23 protein-coding genes are annotated in these 19,695 nt (G+C 53.9%); 7 read left to right on the top strand and 16 right to left on the bottom strand.

Going from position 1 to position 19,695, the window contains the following annotated elements:
* Window positions 1-24: 24 nt before the first annotated feature.
* From ABD851_RS01665 to uvrC, 5 genes are all read left to right on the top strand, one after another.
* Complete coding sequence (locus ABD851_RS01665; protein WP_344974309.1) at window positions 25-375, top strand: hypothetical protein; 351 nt, start codon at window positions 25-27, stop codon at window positions 373-375.
* The gene (locus ABD851_RS01660) at window positions 360-833 is read left to right on the top strand and encodes an Lrp/AsnC ligand binding domain-containing protein (protein ID WP_344974306.1); all 474 of its coding nucleotides are present in this window, start codon (window positions 360-362) and stop codon (window positions 831-833) included. The genes ABD851_RS01665 and ABD851_RS01660 overlap by 16 nt, the downstream gene beginning before the upstream one ends.
* A 167-nt stretch (window positions 834-1,000) precedes the next feature.
* Window positions 1,001-1,564: an RNA polymerase sigma factor gene (locus tag ABD851_RS01655; RefSeq protein WP_344974302.1), complete on the top strand. Its 564-nt coding sequence runs from the start codon at window positions 1,001-1,003 to the stop codon at window positions 1,562-1,564.
* A gap of 6 nt (window positions 1,565-1,570) precedes the next feature.
* A complete protein-coding gene (locus tag ABD851_RS01650) occupies window positions 1,571-3,088 on the top strand; it encodes a porin family protein (protein WP_344974299.1) in 1,518 nt (505 codons plus the stop codon).
* 384 nt (window positions 3,089-3,472) lie between these two features.
* Window positions 3,473-5,281: an excinuclease ABC subunit UvrC gene (gene uvrC / locus ABD851_RS01645; RefSeq protein WP_344974296.1), complete on the top strand. Its 1,809-nt coding sequence runs from the start codon at window positions 3,473-3,475 to the stop codon at window positions 5,279-5,281.
* A gap of 122 nt (window positions 5,282-5,403) precedes the next feature.
* On the opposite strand, the gene ABD851_RS01640 is transcribed toward uvrC, so the two are convergent.
* The gene (locus ABD851_RS01640) at window positions 5,404-5,742 is read right to left on the bottom strand and encodes a HepT-like ribonuclease domain-containing protein (RefSeq protein WP_344974294.1); all 339 of its coding nucleotides are present in this window, start codon (window positions 5,740-5,742) and stop codon (window positions 5,404-5,406) included.
* Window positions 5,732-6,034 carry a nucleotidyltransferase family protein gene (locus ABD851_RS01635; protein ID WP_344974291.1) on the bottom strand — a complete coding sequence of 101 codons (303 nt, stop codon included), beginning with the start codon at window positions 6,032-6,034 and terminating at the stop codon, window positions 5,732-5,734. The genes ABD851_RS01640 and ABD851_RS01635 overlap by 11 nt, the downstream gene beginning before the upstream one ends.
* Window positions 6,035-6,309: 275 nt before the next feature.
* Here ABD851_RS01635 and ABD851_RS01630 point away from each other — a divergent pair, with 275 nt between their 5' ends.
* Together ABD851_RS01630 and ABD851_RS01625 are read left to right on the top strand one after the other, a co-directional pair.
* Window positions 6,310-6,792 (top strand): anthrone oxygenase family protein, encoded by a 483-nt coding sequence (locus ABD851_RS01630; RefSeq protein WP_344974288.1) that lies wholly within the window; start codon window positions 6,310-6,312, stop codon window positions 6,790-6,792.
* 11 nt (window positions 6,793-6,803) lie between these two features.
* Window positions 6,804-7,340, top strand: a complete 537-nt coding sequence (locus ABD851_RS01625) for a DUF2269 family protein (protein WP_344974285.1) — start codon at window positions 6,804-6,806, stop codon at window positions 7,338-7,340.
* Window positions 7,341-7,353: 13 nt separating this feature from the next.
* Here ABD851_RS01625 and ABD851_RS01620 read toward each other — a convergent pair whose 3' ends face one another.
* The 14 genes from ABD851_RS01620 to nrfD all read right to left on the bottom strand — a co-directional run bounded on the left by ABD851_RS01620 (window position 7,354) and on the right by nrfD (window position 19,671).
* Window positions 7,354-8,013, bottom strand: a complete 660-nt coding sequence (locus tag ABD851_RS01620) for an LON peptidase substrate-binding domain-containing protein (protein ID WP_344974282.1) — start codon at window positions 8,011-8,013, stop codon at window positions 7,354-7,356.
* A gap of 9 nt (window positions 8,014-8,022) precedes the next feature.
* On the bottom strand, window positions 8,023-8,262 hold the full coding sequence (locus tag ABD851_RS01615; RefSeq protein WP_344974279.1) for a hypothetical protein: 240 nt from the start codon (window positions 8,260-8,262) through the stop codon (window positions 8,023-8,025).
* Window positions 8,263-8,365: 103 nt separating this feature from the next.
* On the bottom strand, window positions 8,366-8,887 hold the full coding sequence (locus ABD851_RS01610; RefSeq protein ID WP_344974276.1) for a DUF420 domain-containing protein: 522 nt from the start codon (window positions 8,885-8,887) through the stop codon (window positions 8,366-8,368).
* Window positions 8,884-9,510: an SCO family protein gene (locus ABD851_RS01605; protein WP_344974273.1), complete on the bottom strand. Its 627-nt coding sequence runs from the start codon at window positions 9,508-9,510 to the stop codon at window positions 8,884-8,886. Before ABD851_RS01605 ends, ABD851_RS01610 begins: the two co-directional genes overlap by 4 nt.
* Before the next feature lie 122 nt (window positions 9,511-9,632).
* Window positions 9,633-10,034, bottom strand: a complete 402-nt coding sequence (locus ABD851_RS01600) for a cytochrome C oxidase subunit IV family protein (protein ID WP_344974269.1) — start codon at window positions 10,032-10,034, stop codon at window positions 9,633-9,635.
* A 56-nt stretch (window positions 10,035-10,090) separates the two neighbouring features.
* Window positions 10,091-10,771: a cytochrome c oxidase subunit 3 gene (locus ABD851_RS01595; protein ID WP_344974266.1), complete on the bottom strand. Its 681-nt coding sequence runs from the start codon at window positions 10,769-10,771 to the stop codon at window positions 10,091-10,093.
* Between the two features lie 36 nt (window positions 10,772-10,807).
* A complete protein-coding gene (locus ABD851_RS01590) occupies window positions 10,808-11,374 on the bottom strand; it encodes a cytochrome c oxidase subunit 3 (RefSeq protein ID WP_344974262.1) in 567 nt (188 codons plus the stop codon).
* 4 nt (window positions 11,375-11,378) lie between these two features.
* Window positions 11,379-12,287, bottom strand: coding sequence for a heme o synthase (cyoE, locus tag ABD851_RS01585; RefSeq protein WP_344974258.1), 909 nt, complete (start codon window positions 12,285-12,287; stop codon window positions 11,379-11,381).
* A 191-nt stretch (window positions 12,288-12,478) separates the two neighbouring features.
* Window positions 12,479-14,350, bottom strand: coding sequence for a cytochrome c oxidase subunit I (locus tag ABD851_RS01580; protein WP_344974255.1), 1,872 nt, complete (start codon window positions 14,348-14,350; stop codon window positions 12,479-12,481).
* Between the two features lie 63 nt (window positions 14,351-14,413).
* A complete protein-coding gene (locus ABD851_RS01575; RefSeq protein WP_344974252.1) occupies window positions 14,414-15,502 on the bottom strand; it encodes a cytochrome c oxidase subunit II in 1,089 nt (362 codons plus the stop codon).
* A gap of 63 nt (window positions 15,503-15,565) precedes the next feature.
* Entirely contained in the window at window positions 15,566-16,765 is a 1,200-nt protein-coding gene (locus ABD851_RS01570) for a quinol:cytochrome C oxidoreductase (RefSeq protein WP_344974249.1), read from the bottom strand.
* A 49-nt stretch (window positions 16,766-16,814) separates the two neighbouring features.
* Window positions 16,815-17,477: a c-type cytochrome gene (locus ABD851_RS01565; protein ID WP_344974246.1), complete on the bottom strand. Its 663-nt coding sequence runs from the start codon at window positions 17,475-17,477 to the stop codon at window positions 16,815-16,817.
* 100 nt (window positions 17,478-17,577) lie between these two features.
* On the bottom strand, window positions 17,578-18,171 hold the full coding sequence (locus ABD851_RS01560; RefSeq protein ID WP_344974243.1) for a DUF3341 domain-containing protein: 594 nt from the start codon (window positions 18,169-18,171) through the stop codon (window positions 17,578-17,580).
* A 63-nt stretch (window positions 18,172-18,234) separates the two neighbouring features.
* On the bottom strand, window positions 18,235-19,671 hold the full coding sequence (nrfD, locus tag ABD851_RS01555; protein WP_344974241.1) for an NrfD/PsrC family molybdoenzyme membrane anchor subunit: 1,437 nt from the start codon (window positions 19,669-19,671) through the stop codon (window positions 18,235-18,237).
* Between the last annotated feature and the right edge of the window lie 24 nt (window positions 19,672-19,695).

Raw genomic sequence — 19,695 nt, 5'->3', positions numbered from 1 at the left:
CCGGAGCCATATTCCGGTAAATCCATGCGCCCGGCCGCTTTTGCGGGAGCGGCCGGCTTCCGAAAGTGCGTGCTTTGTTTTTTCCGTTCAGATGCTTTCCGCTGCGGCAGAATTTCTCAAGGTTTTCCGCCGTTGCGGTACTGTCTTGATAAGTGTCTGTTATACATTCTGCCGTTTTGGGGCCACATACTTGACAAAAAAACAAAAAAGCAGGCCTGTTTTGCAAAGTATCAAAATTTCCTATCTTTATCCTTTGGTAATGAAAGCCTAAGCCGGAACGGCATTTTTGCTGGCGGTGAAGGTCTCTACCGGAATCCTGATCGCTATCCTTTTCTACATCCGTTTTTAAAAGCATCAAAATGGCCGCTACCTTAAACATCGACAAACTGGACCTGCAGATCATCAACGAAATGATGCGGAATGCCGAGATTTCGTATGCCGACCTGGGTAAAAAGCTCTTCGTATCGGGGGGAACGATCCATGTCCGTATGAAGAAGCTGCATGAGATGGGCGTGGTAAAAGGCACCAAGCTTCAGGTAGACCTGAAGATGATCGGCTATGACGTGATCGCCTTTATCGGTATCTACCTGGAAAAAAGCTCGCTCTATGATACCGTGGCCAAGGAGCTGAAAAAGATCCCCGAGATCACCCGGATCAACTATACCACGGGCAATTACAGCATTTTTGCCGAGGTGGTCTGCAAAGATATAGAACAATTGCGCCGTGTATTACACGATGAGCTTCAGAAGGTTAAAGGGATTGAGCGGACCGAAACCATCATCTCCCTCGAAGAGGAATTCACCCGCAGCATAAACGTTGCCCCGGCGGACTGAGCAGGAGCCATACCCGGGCCCTGCCGGCCGCTATACGCCATGACCGGGCTGATCTCGCCGCCCCGGGACAACGGCGTATTGCCCGCTGATGGCGGATTTTTTAACGAAAAATTTCTTTCCTTTATGCAGCGTTTTTAAGGGTACTACCTGTCTAAACCTTAGCCAATTTGAGCAAGCAGTATGAACGGCTGGACGAGGCAACGCTCGTCAGGGAATGCCTGCAGCAGAATGCCGGTGCACAAAAAGCGTTATATGAGCGATTTAGCGGCCGGATGCTGGGGGTATGCTATCGTTATGCGCGCAATCAGGCCGATGCGGAAGACATGCTTCAGGAAGGGTTTATAAAGGTATTCACCCACCTGGAGCAATACCGTTCGGATGGCGCACTGGAAGGCTGGATCCGGCGTATCATGGTGACAACGGCGATCAATTACCTGAAACGCAATAAATCTTTCCAGCAAAGCCTGGAGCTCGATGAGGCGCTGCAGGTCTCCTCTGCGGAGCAGAGCGACCTGCCGCTGCATACCAAGGATATCATTGCGATCATCCGCTCGCTCCCGCTGGGATACCGCAGCATCGTCAACCTGTATGCGGTGGAAGGGTATTCGCACAAGGAGATCGGGGACATCCTCGGTATCGCAGAGAGCACCTCCCGCTCGCAGTATGCCCGCGCCAGGGGCCTGCTGATGCGGCTGATCGAAGAACGAAAAAAAGTGGCTGTTATCAAATAACCGGCAATGCGTGAAGAACTACGTGACGATGAATTAGAACGCCTGCTGAAATCTGCAGCGGAGGACTTTTCCCTCCCGCCATCCGGCGGGGTTTGGGAACAGGTTTCCCGTTCCCTGCACCCCCTGCCGGCAGCCGGAAAAAGATTTCCTTACCGCTGGCTTGCCGCCGCGGCTGCCCTGCTGCTGCTCGCGGGCGGCTTCTGGGTGTTCCGCCCCCGGCCGCAGCAGACCGTACCGGGTCATACCCTGCAGCAACGCGACATGGCGGGCGCACCGGCGAAGAATGAGGCGCCGGCGGGAAATACGGACACGGCAGCCGCTGCGCATCCGGAACAGGATCTTACTGCCGCCGGCGGTTCCCGGCAGCCCGCTGCAGAAGAGCCGGCAACCGCCCGCCCGCACCGGGACCTTTCCGCCAAAACGCGCCCGGCCGGCACCGTGGCAGCGGAGTCCCCCGCCCTTCCCGCAACGGCAACAGCCAAAATCACTCCTGTCACCGGAGCGACCCCGGCAATTCCTGCTGCTGCACGGCAACAGGAAAACCTGATTGCGGCGGCCCGCCCGGCCACTCCTTCGCTTCCCTACATCGAAGGCGGCATTTCCCCGGCATGGCCGGCAACCCAAAACCTGACCGCGACCTCCCGTGTCGCCCCCGCACCCACGCAAAGTCCCAAGCAGGCGCTGTTAGGACAGCCTTCCGCGGAGACGGCGCGCCGCCTGCTGGCATTCAATGAAATGGCGCCTGCCGCCGAAACGCCTGAAAAGAAAAAGGCCCGCTGGGAATTTTTTGCCACGCCCGCCGTCAGCTACCGCACCTTCAGCACCGCCGGCCGGCCGGATCCCACGCCTGCCGCGGCTGACGTCACCTACGCCATCAGCGGTCTTCCCCGCATGGCGACCACCGCCCCCGAAGAGATCAGCAAGGTATACCATCACCAGAACCTGGGTATCCATGCCGGCGTACATACCCTGCTGCCGATATCCGGCCGGTGGTCGCTGCTGACCGGCGTCAGCCTGTCCAAAACCGGGTATGATATCTCCGCCAACCGGACACGCCCCCTCTCCGTACAGGTAACGCAGAGCACCGGCAGCATGCACACCGTGAGCCGCCGTTCGGCCTTCTCCGCCAACAGCACCGGCTCGCTGAGCGAAGGCGAGCCCATTACGCTTCACAACAACTATTTCGAAGCCGGCGTTCCCGTATTGCTGCGGTGGGAGATGCCGCTGGACCGGAACGGCTATAGCATAGGCATTTCCTCCGGAGTAGCGGTAAACTATCTTTTGAACCGCCATATCAACATCTTCGCCCCCGAGATGGGCCGTTATTTCAGCGACCCATCCCTGGTACGCCCCTGGAACGGCACCTTTATGACCAATATCCTGTTTGCCTTCCCGCTTGAGGGTTCCATGAAGCTGGAGGCGGGCCCTATGGTATATTATCAGCTGATGTCCACCTATAAGAAGGGCTACCCGGTGAACGAACATCCCTTTGCCACCGGACTGCAGCTTTCCCTGCAATGGTAGCCTGCCGCCGCAGCTCCCGGAAAAAGCACCGCGGGAATTAATTTTCTTGCTATGCCCACCGGCCGTTACAGGGCCCTCAGCACGGCGCGCCCCAGCCCCTGGTGCCGGCCCCATGTACCCTATCCCGGTTCACCTGAAAAGTTTTTATCCCGCATGCAGCGTTTCGTACAAACGCCTTGTCTTTTTACCGGAAGCGGCATCTTTACCTGGACAGATCTTATTAAATTTATATAAGTTTCCTTCTCTTTTACTGTTTAATTTCGTGTGTGTAGCGCCCCACCTCCTGCGGGGCGCTTTTGTTTTACCCGCCCGGGAACAAAACTTCGTACCTTTGAAAATACCCCAGGCGTGCCTGCGGGCGGATGTATCAAGGGAAAACCAGTCATGACCAGCGAGGAATTTCAGCAGATCAACCCTACCCTTCCCCGGCAGCCGGGTATCTATAAATACTTTGAGGCCGGAGGAAAGCTTATCTATGTCGGAAAAGCAAAAGATCTGCAAAAAAGGATCAGCTCCTATTTTGTAAAAAACCACGACAACTACAAGACGCGCAAGCTGGTGGAAAATATCCACCATATCGAGTTTACCATCGTGGACTCCGAACAGGATGCCTTCCTGCTGGAAAATTCGCTGATCAAGCAGTTCCAGCCAAAATTCAACATCAACCTCAAAGACGACAAGTCCTATCCTTATATCGTTATCAAGAACGAGCCCTTTCCCCGGGTATTCCTTACCCGCAGGCTGATCCGCGACGGATCCGAATACCTGGGCCCCTTTACCGGGGTGGGGAAGGTGCGGGAGCTGCTGGAGTTTGTCCGCAATCATATACCGCTGCGTACCTGCGGGCTCAACCTCTCGGAAAACAATATCCGGAAAGGTAAGTTCAAGGTTTGCCTGGAATATCACCTGGGCAACTGCAAAGGTCCCTGCGAAGCGCTACAGACCGAAGCGGACTACCGGGAAGGACTGCAGCAGGTCCGCAATATCCTGAAGGGCAACCTGACTCCCGTTATCCAGCGTTTCCGCGAAGAGATGACCCGCCTGGCAGGGCGGATGGAATTCGAAGCGGCGGAGCAGCTGCGAAAGAAGATCGTGGAGCTGCAGGCTTACCGGGCAAAATCGGCCGTCGTCAATCCCCGCACGGGAAACGTGGACGTGTTCTCCCTGCTGTCCGATGAACGGCAGGCCTTTGTCAATTACCTGATGGTGCTGAACGGTACCGTAGTGCAGACGCAGACCATCACCCTCGAAAAAAAGCTGGAGGAAACCGACGAGGAAGTGCTGGCCTTCGCCATTGCCCACCTCCGGGAAAAGCTGCAAAGCATCAACCGCCAGATCGTAGTGCCGTTCCCGTTATCTTATCCGGATCCGGAGATCACCCTCACCGTTCCGCGGGGAGGCGACAAAAAGCAGCTGCTGGAGCTGTCCCTCAAAAACGCCGCTTATTTCCGGGAAGAGATGCGCAAGCAGAAGATGCTCCGGCTGGAAAAGAAAGACGAGACCGCGCAGCAGAAGGTGCTGATAGACCTGCAGCACGACCTGCAGCTGCCCGCCCTGCCGGTGCATATCGAGTGCTTCGACAACTCCAATTTTCAGGGCAGCTTCCCGGTATCTGCCTGCGTGGTATTTAAAGACGGCATGCCCAGCAAAAAGGATTACCGGCATTTCAACATCAAAAGCGTAACGGGTATCGACGATTTTGCTTCCATGAAGGAAACCGTTTACCGTCGCTACAGCCGCCTGCTGAAAGAAGAGCAGCCGCTCCCGCAGCTGGTGATCATCGACGGGGGAAAAGGGCAGCTGGGCGCGGCCATGGAAAGCCTCGAAAGCCTCGGGCTCAGCGGCAGGATGACGGTAGTGGGACTGGCCAAGAACGTGGAAGAGGTGTTTTTCCCCGGCGACCGCGAAAGCTGGAAGCTGCCTTACGAAAGCGAGAGCCTCAGGCTCATCCGCCGCATCCGGGACGAGGTGCACCGCTTTGGCATTACCTTTCATCGGAACCAGCGAAGCCGCGGCACATTCCGCAACGAGCTGGAGGCCATCCCCGGCATCGGAAAAACCACCGCCGAGCAGCTGCTGAAAGCGTTCCGCTCGGTAAAGCATATCCGGGAGCTGACCCAGCGCGAGATCGCGAAAGAAACCGGCTCCCGCCAGGCCCGCCTGATCTGGGATTACTTTCACCCCGAAGGGTAATCGAACCTTTTTGATCTTCCCTTCCCAATATTCCAGGAATTTCACAGAAATTGATAATAGCCAACAGATGAAGTCATATTCGTCAACCAGCATAGCGGTAAAGCCGATGTTACGGGCTAATGCTATTCATTTAGCAACACTTCAATTTCTGATTTTAAAAGAGGCAGGTGCTTACTGATGATTCCCCAAATAATGTCATCTGAAACAGAATTGTAGCCGTGAATAATTCTGTTTCTTGTATCTACAATTTTTCTTGAATTAGATAATGCAATCTTATCGGTTGCGCTCAAAATACGATTCATAGCTTCCCCTATAATTTCAATGTTCCGTTCTACAGCCCTTTTAGTTCTAATGTCTTTCTGATAAATAAAAAAGTCTTTCGGCGTATCAATGAAGAAACTGTCAATTTCATTAATGGCATTTAATATATCGTAAAGCCACGACTTAACGCTAATATCCATAAACAAGTTGACGTTTAGGTTGAACAGCCTGTTTGAAATATGGATTTTTTATTGCCTTTTCTTCTAAAAGGTCAACGGGCCGGTTCAAAACATCTTGTAAGGAAAATTTCAGATCAAAATAATTGTCTGCATAGTCGCTGATATCTATTGGATTAAAATCAACAATCAAATCTATATCACTTTCCTTGCGAAAGTTGTCTGTCAACACAGAGCCAAAGGCATATAACCTCTTTACATTGTGGCTTTCACAAAGTTTTTGAATGTCATTTATATGTTTGTCAAGTATTGACATAACTGGATTTTACCATACGAATTTACGCAAAATTAGTCAAATGAAGCAACGACCTTGTTTTGGACTTGTTAAGCCCCTCAGGTATTATTATGCCTGATCCGGGTCAGATATACACAATTCCCCCTTTCGTCGCAACAGCATAGCCGCTGGTCTACTATCAAATTTTTCTGCCGGGCCGGATCATAATTTTACATCAGACATCAGGCGGAGATAAATCATACCGTCAAAATACAGCAACCCGGCACGCCGGTATTTTTGAAACAAAAACTGCGGCCATGAAAACCAAAATAATTCATTTTATCGCTCTGCTGCTATTGCTGCTGGTTACCGGAGTATTCTGGGGGACCTGGTTTACCATGACCCGGTCGATCGATCAGTTTTCCGCAGCCGAATTTATCCATATCGGGCGGGTTATTATTGCAAACGTGGCCGTACCGATGAGCATTTTAATGCCTGCCTGTATCATTTTTCTGGGGTTATCCCTTTGGTTTTATCCCGAAAAACCCTCCGCCGGTTTCCATCTCAGTATTGCCGCATTAGTCCTGATGATCATTACGCTGCTCGTCACGTTAATCATCCTGGTTCCTATTGACAACGACCTGAAACAATGGACAGCATCCGCCCTTCCGGAGCACTGGGAGGACATCCGTAGCCGGTGGCATGCTTATCATGCCGTGCGGACATTCACCGCTCTGGCAAGCTTCGCTTGTTTTGCGCTGGCGGCGATCAACGTTAAAAACCCAACTACAAAAAAATAAAATCATTAAACATGTGGTACAAAATCGCCTTGTTCTTACACGTCATCGGAGCCTTATTATTATGTACGGCCCTGGTCATTGAATGGCTGTGCATCCTTAACCTCCGCAAAGCCGATACCCCGGAACGGATCAGGGAATCCGTTTTTAATTATTCGGCATTAAGTAAAATCGGGGGCACCGCCATGCTCCTGATCCTCATCCCGGGGTTCTATATGACCGCCATGGTCTGGAAAGATGCCAGCTGGATCATGATCGCGCTGGCCGGTTTGCTCTTACTGGGGATAATCGGTGGCGTCGTGACGGGCAGAAAAATGAATAAGATCAAAAAAATGGTGAAAACCGGGAATAATTCGGTCCAGGAATTCAAGCCGCTCCTAAATAAGAATTCCCTGTGGCTATCTATTCAGATCAGAACCTTTCTTTTCTTAGGAATTATTTTTTTAATGACGGTAAAACCCGGGCTGGCAGGTTCGATTACCGCTATACTGATCTCCATCCTTGTCGGATTTCTTCCGCTGCGCAGGATCTCGTATAAGGGTAAGGGGTAAGCGTCTTCACCCTCTACTGCTCCGCCTGAGACGCGGGGTCGGAAGGGTATCCCGGCAGGTTGCGGAAATGACCGTTGAGCTGTATCCGCTGCTTGAGGTTCTCCATTTCCGCGAGGAGAGGAATGGCCTTTCCAAGATGGCGGCGTAGATATTCCTGCCGCTGCCGCTCCTGCATCAGGCAAAGCATTTCGTACTCCTCTTCGGGCTGCAGTCCGGCATGATGCGCTACATCATAAGAGCTTAATTCTGCTTCGGGAGTGGAGAAGTCCCGGGAAACCTTCAGCAGGGCATGCAGCTCGCGGATGCTGCGGAGTATCTTCTGCATCAGCTCGTCGTTGCCCTGGCGGATGTTGCGGGGATAATGCACGATGGCTCCGGAATAAAGCTTATCCGGGACGTCCCGGATGGTTTCCAGGACGCGAAACACCTTCAGCCCGCGGGTACGGATGTCCATCTCCCCGTTCTCATAGCGCTTTTCGATGCTGAGTATTTCAACCAGGGTACCGAATTCCTTCATCGTCCCCCCGATAACACTGGGAATACCAAAAGGCTTCTGCTGCGCGAAACACTCGGCGATCAGCTGCTTATAACGGGGTTCAAAAATGTGAAGGTTAAGGTGTTCTGTGGGGTATACGACAATCTCCAGGGGGAAAATGGGGATGAAATTGGTCATACCGGAAGATTATTCTCCTTCTTCTGCCTGGTTATTCTTCCACCAGCGAAAGCCGATAAAGCCGGCGATGGCCAGCGGCATAGCCGCCAGATAGAGGATGCCGGTATTCAGCCCCTTGGCGGCGCCTTCACCCAGCTCCGAAGCTGTTTTGGAACACATGGCACAACCCTGCGCCATTACGCCGCTGCTGCAAAACACGAGCAGGATGAGCACCATGCCCGCAAACAGCCGCTTCATACCGGAAGACACCCGGCACGTTTTTCCGTTTTTTTGCCCGCACACCTGTTCCATGACCTGTATATTTGGATGTAAAGGTACAAAAAAATTACGGGCCAACACGCTTCCGGCCCGCTCAATAATAGGGGGACATCATCACGTACACCAGCACCCCGGTGACGGTCACATACAGCCAGAGCGGCCAGGTATACCGGGCGATCTTCTTGTGACGCGGAAAATTGCCTTTCAGCCCCCGGACCAGCGTGATCAGCACCAGCGGTACGATCACCGCAGACAGGCAGATATGGGTGATGAGGATAAAAAAGTAAATGTACCGCCATACGCCGGTGCCGCCGTAATGCGCCTGCTCGCTCAGGGCATGATAGGTGACATACGAAAGCAGGAACAGCACCGAAAGCCCCACGGCTGTAAGGTTGCAGACCTCGTGGGCCCGCCGCAGCCCGCGGCGGATAAAATAGAAGCTGGCCAGCAGCAGCACGGTGGTAGTCCCGTTCAGCACGGCATTGAGGAGCGGAAGTATTTTTATGTTGAATCCCACCTCGATATTGGGCCGGGGCAGGAAGTACAATACGGCAATCAGCACCGGGATGGCTACGGATATGATGACGATGGGCAGGGTCAGGTTTCTGGTCTTCATCTTTTTTCTTTTTCCAGCATCAGCAGGGCGATATCATTGATGCAGCGGGTAATGTCGGCGGTATCCAGACCATTGTAATATCCCCGGATATAGCGGTGCTTGTCCAGCAGCACCCATTTTTCGGTATGGATAAAATCGCCCGCATCGCCGTCGCTTCCGGATACGGAAAGATGGAAATCGTTCCTGGCAATCCCGTAAATGGTCTTTTTGGATCCGGTGAGAAACCACCAGGTGTCATGGTTGGCGCCGTACTGGTCGGCGTAGGCCTTTAGCTTGGGCACCGAATCATGCTCGGGGTCAACGGTAAAGGAAAGCAGCTGAAGCGAGGAATCGTTTTTGGCAAAGGCCTGCTGCACCCTGCGCATATTGGCGCTCAGCCGGGGGCAGATGGAGGGACAGGAGGTAAAAAAGAAGTCGGCCAGCAGCACCTTCCCTTCCACATCGGTAAGGGAAACCGGGTGCCCCAGCTGGTTGGTCAGCCGGAAATCACCCAGCTGGTGATAGACCGTATCGTATTGCATCCGGCCGTCCTGCCCGGTGGAATCCACGCGGTCCACGATATAATACCCCGGCAACCGTACCGTAGTGGCCGATATCTGCCGCACGATCAGGTAACAGATCACGGGGATCGCTACCGCGACACAATATCCTATAATGTTTTTCCGGGAGATGCGTTATTTGTTTAAAACCGGGATCTTTTATCCCCTGGAAGACGCAAGACGACAAGCCGTACCGGCGCTTTTGCTCAATGCTGCTCGTGCTGTACCTGTTCCCAGGAGCTTGTAGCCTCTATATTCTGACTTTTCTTCATGTTCTTCCAGGAATTGCCGTCCGCCAGGAAGGCCACGATAGCCCATACCAGCAGCAGCAGGGGTATCAGGATCGTCCAGATCAGGTTCTTTACCTCATGGCGCAGGTGCATGAACTCGCCCATGATATAGAAAGCCTTTACCACGGTAAGCCCGATGAATATGGCGTTCAGCAGCGCCCTGGGCGGGAATTTCGTGAAATAATGCAGAAAGGCAAAACCCACCTCAATGATCGTGACGATCAGCAATATCCAGAACACCCGAAGCAGGCGTTTTACCACCGGATCTTTCCCTTCCTGTACAGGAGCATGTGCTTCGAGCGCTTGCGTATTCTCCATAACTATTACGATAAAAAGTTTATATGATCATGCTAATGCAACCTTCCGGCCGCTCCTCAGAGCAGGTAGAAGCAGGTAAATACATACACCCATACCAGGTCCACAAAGTGCCAGTACAACCCTACTTTTTCCACCATCTCGTAATGACCGCGCTTGTCATAAGTCCCCTTCAGGGTATTGATCAGGATAATGACATTCAGCACGACACCGGAGAAAACGTGACAGCCGTGGAAACCGGTGATCAGGTAAAAGAAGGCGCCGAAGGCAGCAGGTCCGGGGGTGTGCGCACCGTTGACCACAGGGCCAAACATGTTGTGGGTGGGGGTCACCCCTTCCAGGATCAGATCGGTCCATTCAAAAGCCTGACAGCCCAGGAAGAGCAATCCGCCGATAATGGTAAAGATCATCCATTTGACCACTTCCTTGCGCCGGTGCATGTGGCCGGCATGTACGGCCAGCACCATGGTCACGGAGCTCATGATGAGGATAAAGGTCATCACGCTCACGGACATCAGCGGGAAGTTGCCTTCCAGGATAAAAAACTTATTAAATACATGGTTGGGGTCCGGCCAGTAGCTTTCGCTGAAACGGGTAGTACCGTAAGAGATCAGCAATGCGCTGAAGGTGAAGGTATCCGAAAGCAGGAATATCCACATCATCAGCTTGCCATAGCTGGTACTAAAAGGAGACAGCCCTCCTCCCCATAATTTTTTCTTACCTGTTAGTGCAGTATCCATTTTACGAAAATCTAAACGCGATATTTTAATAGCCAGTTAACGAATCCACAGAAAAAAAACATACAAATAAATCCACAGCACATCTACAAAATGCCAGTAAGTAGCCACCACTTCAATGGGGATCGGATCATAAGAGCGTACCTTGCGGCGGTAAGCCCGAATGAAAATGATCAGCAGGGCTACCACTCCGCCCAGCACATGCAGCATATGAGCGCCTGCAATGATATACAGCAGGGCTACCGATACGTTCCAGTCCAGCTTCAGCCCCCGCTCATACAGCTCCGCAAAACCGGTGGTCTGCGAAGCCAGGAACACCAGCCCCAGCACGGCGGTAACGGTGATCAGCATCTTATACCGCCCCATATTGTGCGCCTTGAAGCTCCGGTAGGCCCATTGTATGGTACCGCTGCTGACCAGGATCACCGCAGTGGAAAACCAAAAAACCTCCGGCAGCTCAAACGATTGCCAGGTGCTGCGCGATTGCATCACGAGGTAAGCGCTGGTAAACCCGGCAAACATCATCACGATGCTCCCCATCGCCACCCACATATTGAACTTATAGGGGTGGATGCGCTTCCGCTGAGCATGCACCATTTTTCCCATGATCTCAAACAACTTTTACCTTATCTGCCAGCAGCACCAGCTGCGCCACCGTCAGATATATATATGAGCCAAACATCAGCTTGCGGGCATGCGGCACATCGCAAAACCGGTACAGCTGTACGGCACGAAATACAAAGAACAAGGTCAGTCCCATCACGATCACCGCAGACACGATACCCGTGAGGTGAAAATAATACGGCAGCCAGCCCACCGGTATCAGCATGATGGTATAGGTCACAGACTGCAGGGCGGTAAACCGGTTTTTGCCTTCGTCGGAAGGCAGCAGCTTAAAGCCGGCCCGCTTGTAATCGTCATAAGCTACCCATCCGATCGCCCAGAAATGCGGGAACTGCCAGAGAAACTGCATGGCAAACAAGATCCACCCGCCGGCATCCGCCTGTCCGCTCCCGGCTACCCATCCGATCAGCGGGGGCAGCGCACCGGGTATGGCGCCGACCAGCACAGCCAGCGAGTTCCATTTCTTCCACGGCGTATATACGAACCCGTAAAGGACGATAGACAGCAGGCTGAGGAAGGCGCATTGCCAGTTAAAGACCAGCGCCAGCAGCACCAGGCCGCCGATACCCAGGATGGCCGCAAAAACGGCTGCCTCCTCCACCTTCATCCGCTTGTCCGGCAGCGGCCTGCGGGCCGTCCGCTTCATGAGCGCATCCGTATCGCGCTCCATGATCTGGTTGATGGCATTGGCGCATCCCGTGATCAGCAGTCCTCCTGCAAAGAGCAGCAGCACCTTCAGCAGGTCAAATCCCACTCCCGGTACCAGCAGGTAGCCGATCACGCTGGAAAAGACCACCATAAAGCTCAGGGTGAACTTCGTGAGCTGGAAATAGTCTTTTACCTTACAGGCTATGGCATAGTGCCAGGGTAACTTTATGGAATTTTCCTGAATCATTTTATCTCCTGCCGGGAATCACGCCCCGGCCGGCATTTACATTTGAAATTTCTGGTTTACGTCGTTCACAAAGTTTATTAGCGGCCTCCGTGAACGCTGCGCGTTTCTGGTGCCCGGTGACCTTTCACCTTTCACCCCTCACCCTTCTCCTTTCGCTTTTTACCCTTCACCTCTATCCCCCCTTCAGGGGGTCAGGGGGTTGCCGGCTGCCGCACTACGTGCTCCTGCTCCTGCTCTTCCTCCGGAGTGAGGGGAACGGTCTGCGGGATATAGTCGATACCATTTTTGCTGTAATCATACGGCCAGCGGTGTACTTCGGGAATCTCGCCGGGCCAGTTACCGTGTCCCGGGTTGATCGGGGTGGTCCATTCCAGCGTATTGGCCTTCCAGGGGTTCGGGTCGGTAATCTTACGTCCCTTGAACATGCTGTAGAAAAAGTTCAGCACAAACATAAGCTGCGTGACAAAGACGATGATGACCACCACGCTGATAAAGGCGTTCAGTCCCTGGAAATTATGGTATACGGCCAGAGAGTCGGCATTGTATTCGTAATAGCGCCGCGGCATGCCGGCCAGCCCTTCGTAGTGCATGGGCCAGAAGATGAGGTAGGCGCCGATGAGCGTTATCCAGAAGTGGATATAACCCAGCGTCCGGTTCATCATCCTCCCGAACATTTTCGGGAACCAGTGATAGATGCCCGCGAACATCCCGAAAAAGGCGGATACGCCCATCACGAGGTGGAAGTGGGCAATCACAAAGTAGGTGTCGTGCAGGTGCAGGTCCAGCGCGGAGTTACCCAGCCAGATACCGGTAAGACCGCCGGAGATGAACATGCTCACAAAACCGATCGCAAACAGCATCGGCACATTCAGGTGAAGCCGGCCCTTCCAAAGGGTGGTCAGCCAGTTGAACACCTTGATGGCCGACGGTACCGCAATCAGCAACGTCAGCAACACGAAGAAGGCGCCCAGGAAGGGGTTCATTCCGGTTACAAACATATGGTGCGCCCATACCAGGAAGGCCAGGATACAGATGGCGAACAGGGAGCCGATCATGGCCAGATAGCCAAAGATCGGTTTCCGGCCGTGGGTGGAGAGCATTTCGGAGGCGATGCCCATACCGGGCAGCATAACGATATACACCTCGGGATGCCCCAGGAACCAGAAGAGGTGCTGGTACAGGATGGCGCTGCCGCCCTGATTGGGAAGCACCTTCCCCTGTATCACGATGTCAGACAGATAAAAGCTGGTCCCCAGCGTACGGTCGAATATCAGCAGGATAAAGCCGGAAAACAGTACGGGGAAGGACAGTATCCCCAGCGTAGCGGTAAAGAACAGCGCCCAGATGGTCAGCGGCATGCGCGTCATACTCATGCCTTTGGTACGCATGTTCAGGATAGTGGATACATAGTTCAGGCCGGCCAGCAGCTGAGACACCACGAAGAGGGCCATGCTGATCAGCCACAGGTCCATACCGGTTTTGGAGCCGTCCGAAGCGTCGCGCAGCGCGCTTAACGGCGGATAGGCCGTCCACCCGCCCTGGGAGGGGCCGGTCTGCAGGAAAAGGGAGGCGAACATGATCACGCTGGCGATAAAGAAGAACCAGTAGGACAGCATGTTCATAAAGGGAGAGGCCATATCCCGGACGCCCAGCTGCAGCGGAATGAGCAGGTTGGCAAAGGTACCGCTCAGCCCGGCGGTCAGCACGAAGAAGATCAGGATGGTGCCGTGCATGGTGGTCAGCGCATAGTAGAACTCGGGGTCCAGCCTTCCGCCCCTGGCCCAGTGGCCGAACACGGTCTCCATCCAGGGGAAGGTGGCCTCCGGAAAGCCCAACTGCAAACGGAAGAGTACCGAGAAAAAGGCCCCGATGATGGCCCAGATCATCCCCGTCACCAGGAACTGCTTGGCGATCATCTTATGATCCTGGCTGAAAAGATATTTGGTGACAAACGTCTCATGATGATGATGTGCATGGCCATTTCCGTCATGTCCATGATCGTGTACGTCAGCATGGGGCTGCTGTACTTCCTGTTGACCGTGCAAGGTTGCTTCGTTACTCATGATAAGTGCTTTATATATGGTCCGGCAACGGGTTGCCGGTTAAATCCTTTTTTCGGGCCGCTTTTACTTCGTTGCATTGCTGTCCGCAGGTGCGACGCTGCTGTCTGCCGCGGGAGCCGCAGCGGTGCTGTCCGCCGGAGCGGCTGCCTGGGTGCTGTCGCCCCCGGCCGGCGCCTCGGAGGACATAGCCAGCTGGTATTGCACGGGCTGGGTGGCGATCCATTTGTCAAATTCCTCCTGCGTCTCCACCACGATATTAGCAGTCATCGAATAATGGCTCTTCCCGCAGAGCTGGTCGCAGACCAGCTTATATACAAAGTTAGGATTTCCTGTTTTTTTGATCATCTCCTGGGTGGTGATCGTGGGGGTAAACCACATGGTGGTGGGGATCCCCGGTACCGCATCCATCTTCAGCCGGAAGTACGGCAGCCCCACATCGTGGATCACATCCCGGGAGTTGATCAGCAGCTTTACCGGCTTGTTGACCACGAGGTGCATTTCATTGGGCATCACGTCGTCATGGTTGGCGGGATCGCTCCAGTCCTGCCCTACCATATTGCCTTTGCTTTCGTCGACCAGCTGATAGTTTTTCTTACCCAGCACCCCGTCTTTGCCGGGGTAGCGGAACATCCAGTTGAACTGCTTGCCGGTCACTTCCACCAGCATCGCATCTTTAGGGGCGTCGGAGGTGATGCTGAACCAGTGTTTCAGCCCGATGGCCACCAGGATGGTGAGCACGATGGCGGGCACCACCGTCCAGGCCAGCTCCAGCTTGTTGTTGTGCGGATAATAATAGGCCTTGCGCTTTTCGGTAGCCCGGAAGCGGTAGGCAAATACAAACAGCATGATCTGGGTGATCACGAATACGATACCGGTAATGATCAGGGTTACGTTCATCATCCGGTCGATGGCCTTCCCCTGTATGGAGGCGGCTTCCGGCAACATCCTTCCCTTCAGCAACTCGTTGCAGTAATACACGCCGATCAGCCCCAGCACCAGGAACACGATCATCAGGGCGGCATTTACCTGGTTCGACTGTGCGTCCGCTTTCTTTTCACCTTTCAGCACGGCCACGTACTCGCTGGCCCTTGATATCTGAAACACGACAATCAAGATGAGCACGACCGTGAGCACTATGAATAATCCTGACATTGTATGTATGTTGAATGCTTTTAATTACATTGAAAAACGGGTTCTCTTCAGCGGCCTCTCCTATCAGGAATGATGAATCAGCGTTTCTTTCAGGAAAGGATGGTTTTTCGGGTAAAGGGGCGCCTTGGCCAGGCTCCGCGTTACCAGCAATATCATCAGGCCGGCATAACCGAGGGTGATACCCAGCTCAAACCAGCCCAGGTGCCAGTTGTCCTTTACGATCTGCGGCATAAACATCATATAAAAATCCAACATGTGACCGATCACGATGATGAAAGCCAGTACGGCCACGGAGGTGTAATTGCGCTTCGCATCGCGGGTCATGAGCAGCAGGAAGGGCGTTACAAAGTTAATGATAATATTCAGCAGGAAGATAGGGCGGTAGCTGCCCCAGAGCCTCGGCGAAAAATAAGTGGTCTCTTCCGGGATATTACCATACCAGATCAGCATATACTGGGCAAACCAGAGGTAGGTCCAGAAGATGGAGAAGGCGAACATAAGCTTACCCAGGTCGTGCAGGTGCTCGTCGGTGATCCATTCCATAAAGCCCAGGTTACGCATCAGCACCACAAAGAGCGCCAGCACGGCAATGCTGCATACCAGGGAGCTGGCAAAGATATACCAGGCAAACAGGGTGGAATACCAATGCGGCGTGGTGCTCATGATCCACTGCCAGGAGGAAGAAGAGTTGGTTACGGCAAAAACGGCCACAAAGGCGGCGGCTACCCGCAGGGTCTTCCAGTATATCTTCCGCGTGCCCGGCTGCGCCAGGTCTTCCTGCAGGGAAAGACGGCGGAGGCGGTAACCCAGAAACGACCACAACCCGATGGTGAGCACGGTCATGAGCGTAAAGAAGCCGGGGTTCAGGAACACGCTTTTCTTTTGCAGCACGGGGTCTTCCGCTACGACGTGCTTGTCCACCCACTCATAGATAAAATGTTTATCGCCCCACACGATGATCATCAGCACGATAAAGGCCAGGATCCCCAGCACGGGCAGGGCCATCACCATGGATTCCATTACCCTGCGGTAGGCAATATGCCAGCTTCCGGCAGCCAGGGTGGCCGCGCTCAGCAGTAATCCCATTGCGGCCGTTACAACCAGGAAAAACACACTGTCAAACAGCAGCACCCCCCAGAAGCGGCGGGCGCCTTCTTCCCCGTTCAGCGCAAAGATCCCTATCAGCAGGGCCAGCACCCCTACGCCCAGCAATACCAGGGAAACGTTCTTCAGTTTGGCAGGCAATACAAATTGTTCTCTCATTATCTTCGCAATATAGGTTTGTACTTTTTTTTCGGGTGGTTGGCCCGGATTATTGGCCCGAGCCTCCGCCAAAGGCATTTTGCGTCTGCCGGTAAGCCGCTACCAGCGATTGCTGGGTGGAGTCCACCGCGGTCTGGGTAACACCGCCTTTTTCCTGGACGCTCCGGATATAAGCTGCCACCATCCAGCGCTGATGCCGGTCCAGCTGGCTGGCATAGCTGCCCATCATACGGATACCATAGGTAGCCACATAAAATATCGTGCCTTCGGGAAGGGAGGCTTTGGGGCCGGCGATAAAGTTAGCGGGAGCGACGGGGAAGGGTCCGCTGCCATCCTTATAAAGGGGGCCGTTGCCGTCCAGCTTCTCGCCGTGACAAACCGCGCAGTAGATGTTGAACAGGCGCTGTCCTTCGGCCAGCATGGAATCATTCACCGTCAGCGGGTTCCGCACCATGCCGGAAAAAGCATAGCCCGAATCGCTCTGCGGGACATGATAAGGCAACATTTCTCCGCGTTTTACCGTGCCCTTCACCGGCATGCGGCTGCTCATATGGTCCGCAAAGTTGGGGCTTTCGGAATAGGCGTCAAACGCCTGGGAGTAGTGCATATCCGGCATATAGATATGCCCCGGCTCCCGGTGTTTTCCGTTACATGCAGCCAGGGTGATCATGACCCCGGCAATAAAACAAGCTACAATATAGGATCGCTTCATCGCTTAATATTCGTCCGTTGATATCTGTTTTCAATAGGCATTAGCCCTTCACCTTTTCACCTTTTACCTTCCCCCCTTTAGGGGGCCAGGGGATGGGGCTTCATCCCACCGGCACGCTGCTCAGGCCGGCTTCTTCGTATTTTTCCCGTTTACTGAACTTTCCGAACCACCAGCCGGCTTCGGCACGCTGCTGGGTGATCTCAACGGCATTCAGCCCTTCCAGCATTTTCACCACCTCGTCCGGGCGGGTCTTCGGGGTCACCTCGATCACCATTACCATATAGTCATCGGTCTGGCGGGGATGGAAGATGTGCTTCTTTACGCCGGGCATGATCTGGTTCAACCAGCAGAAGGTCAGCACCATACCCACGGAAGAGAACAATACCGTCAATTCGAAAGTAATGGGAATAAAAGCGGGCAGCGGAAAATGCGGTTTCCCGTCAAAATTCAGCGGCCAGCTCATTACCGTCACATAGGACATCCCCAGCAGGGCGGTCAGCGTACCCAGGAGCCCGTACAGGAATCCGGCGGTATGCAGGCTGGTGCCCCGCAATCCCATCGCTTCATCCAACCCGTGGATGGGAAAAGGCGTATATACATCATGCAGCTTGTAGCCGGTAGCCCGTACCTGCTCGACTGCTTTGAAGGTATCCGCTTCTTCCTTAAAGCATCCTACTACAAAATTCTTTATCATAATAAACAGGCATTACTTGAGTACATAAATCCTTTCTTGTTTCATCTGCCGCAGGCCATCCGCTCAATGATGGGCATGGGCCACCTCTTCGGCAAAGGCTTCGTTGGTCTTGGCCTCGATGGTATGCATTTTCCCTTTGAAATTCTCCCCGGAGGTTTTCAGCACATGCTTGATTTCGGCGATGGCAATGACCGGGAAATATTTGGCAAAGAGGAAATAGCAGGTAAAAAACAGGCCGAAGGTGCCCACATAAAACCCGATATCGGGCCATTGCGGAGAAAAATAGCTCCAGCTGGACGGCAGCCAGTCGTGGTACAGCGAAAGCACGATGATCACAAAGCGCTCGAACCACATCCCGATGTTCACCACTACCGACATGAGCAGCGTAAAGGGTACGTTCCGGCGCAGCTTCTTGAACCAGAATACCTGGGGCGATACCACGTTACAGGTCATCATGATCACATATGCCCACCAGTAGGGACCGAGGATGCGCCACCAGAAGGCGCCGCCTTCGCCGTAGGCTCCGGAGTACCAGGCCACAAAAAGCTCGGACAGGTAGGCCACCCCTACGATAGAGCCGGTAAGCATAATGATCTTGTTCATGGCCTCGATATGTCCGAGGGTAATATATTCTTCGAGGTGCAGGATCTTCCGCGTCACGATCAGCAGGGTCTGCACCATGGCAAAGCCCGAAAAGATGGCCCCGGCCACAAAGTAAGGCGGGAAGATGGTGGTATGCCAGCCCGGGATCACCGAAGTGGCAAAGTCCATCGACACCACGCTGTGCACCGAGAGCACCAGCGGTGTGGCCAGGCCGGCCAGCACGAGCGACAGGGCCTCATGACGCTGCCAGTGCTTGGTAGAGCCGGTCCATCCGAAGGAAGCCACGCCATAGAGAAACTTGCGGAGCTTGGTCTTGGCCCGGTCTCTTATCGTGGCCAGGTCGGGCAGCAGCCCGGAGTACCAGAAGAGCAGGGATACGGTGAAGTAGGTGGATACTGCAAATACGTCCCACAGGAGGGGGGAGTTAAAGTTGGGCCATAAGGGGCCGCGGGTATTGGGATAAGGAAAGATAAAGAACACATCCCATACGCGTCCTACGTGCCAGATGGGGAACTGCCCGGCGCACATCACCGCAAAGATGGTCATGGCTTCCGCGGCGCGGTTCACGCCGGTACGCCAGCCCTGGCGGAACAGCAGCAGGATTGCCGAGATCAGGGTGCCGGCGTGACCGATACCCACCCACCATACGAAGTTGGTAATGGCCCAGGCCCAGCCGATGGATTTGTTGACGCCCCATACGCCGATACCATAATAGACTTCCCAATACACCGAAAAAACGCCGAAGATCAGCAGGGCGATGGAGATGATCAGCCCCGCATACCACAATTTCCCCGGCTTCCCCTCGATAGGCCGCACAATATCTACGGTGACCTGGTGATAATCCTTAACACCGTCAACTAAGGGCTCCCTTACCGTGGATTCGTATTTCAGCAACATAGTTCTAATTATAAAAATTTACTT

The organism is Compostibacter hankyongensis (genome assembly GCF_039541075.1).
Classification (GTDB): domain Bacteria; phylum Bacteroidota; class Bacteroidia; order Chitinophagales; family Chitinophagaceae; genus Compostibacter; species Compostibacter hankyongensis.
Note: the sequence above shows the minus strand (reverse complement) of the source record. Positions and strands in the feature narration are given on the sequence as shown.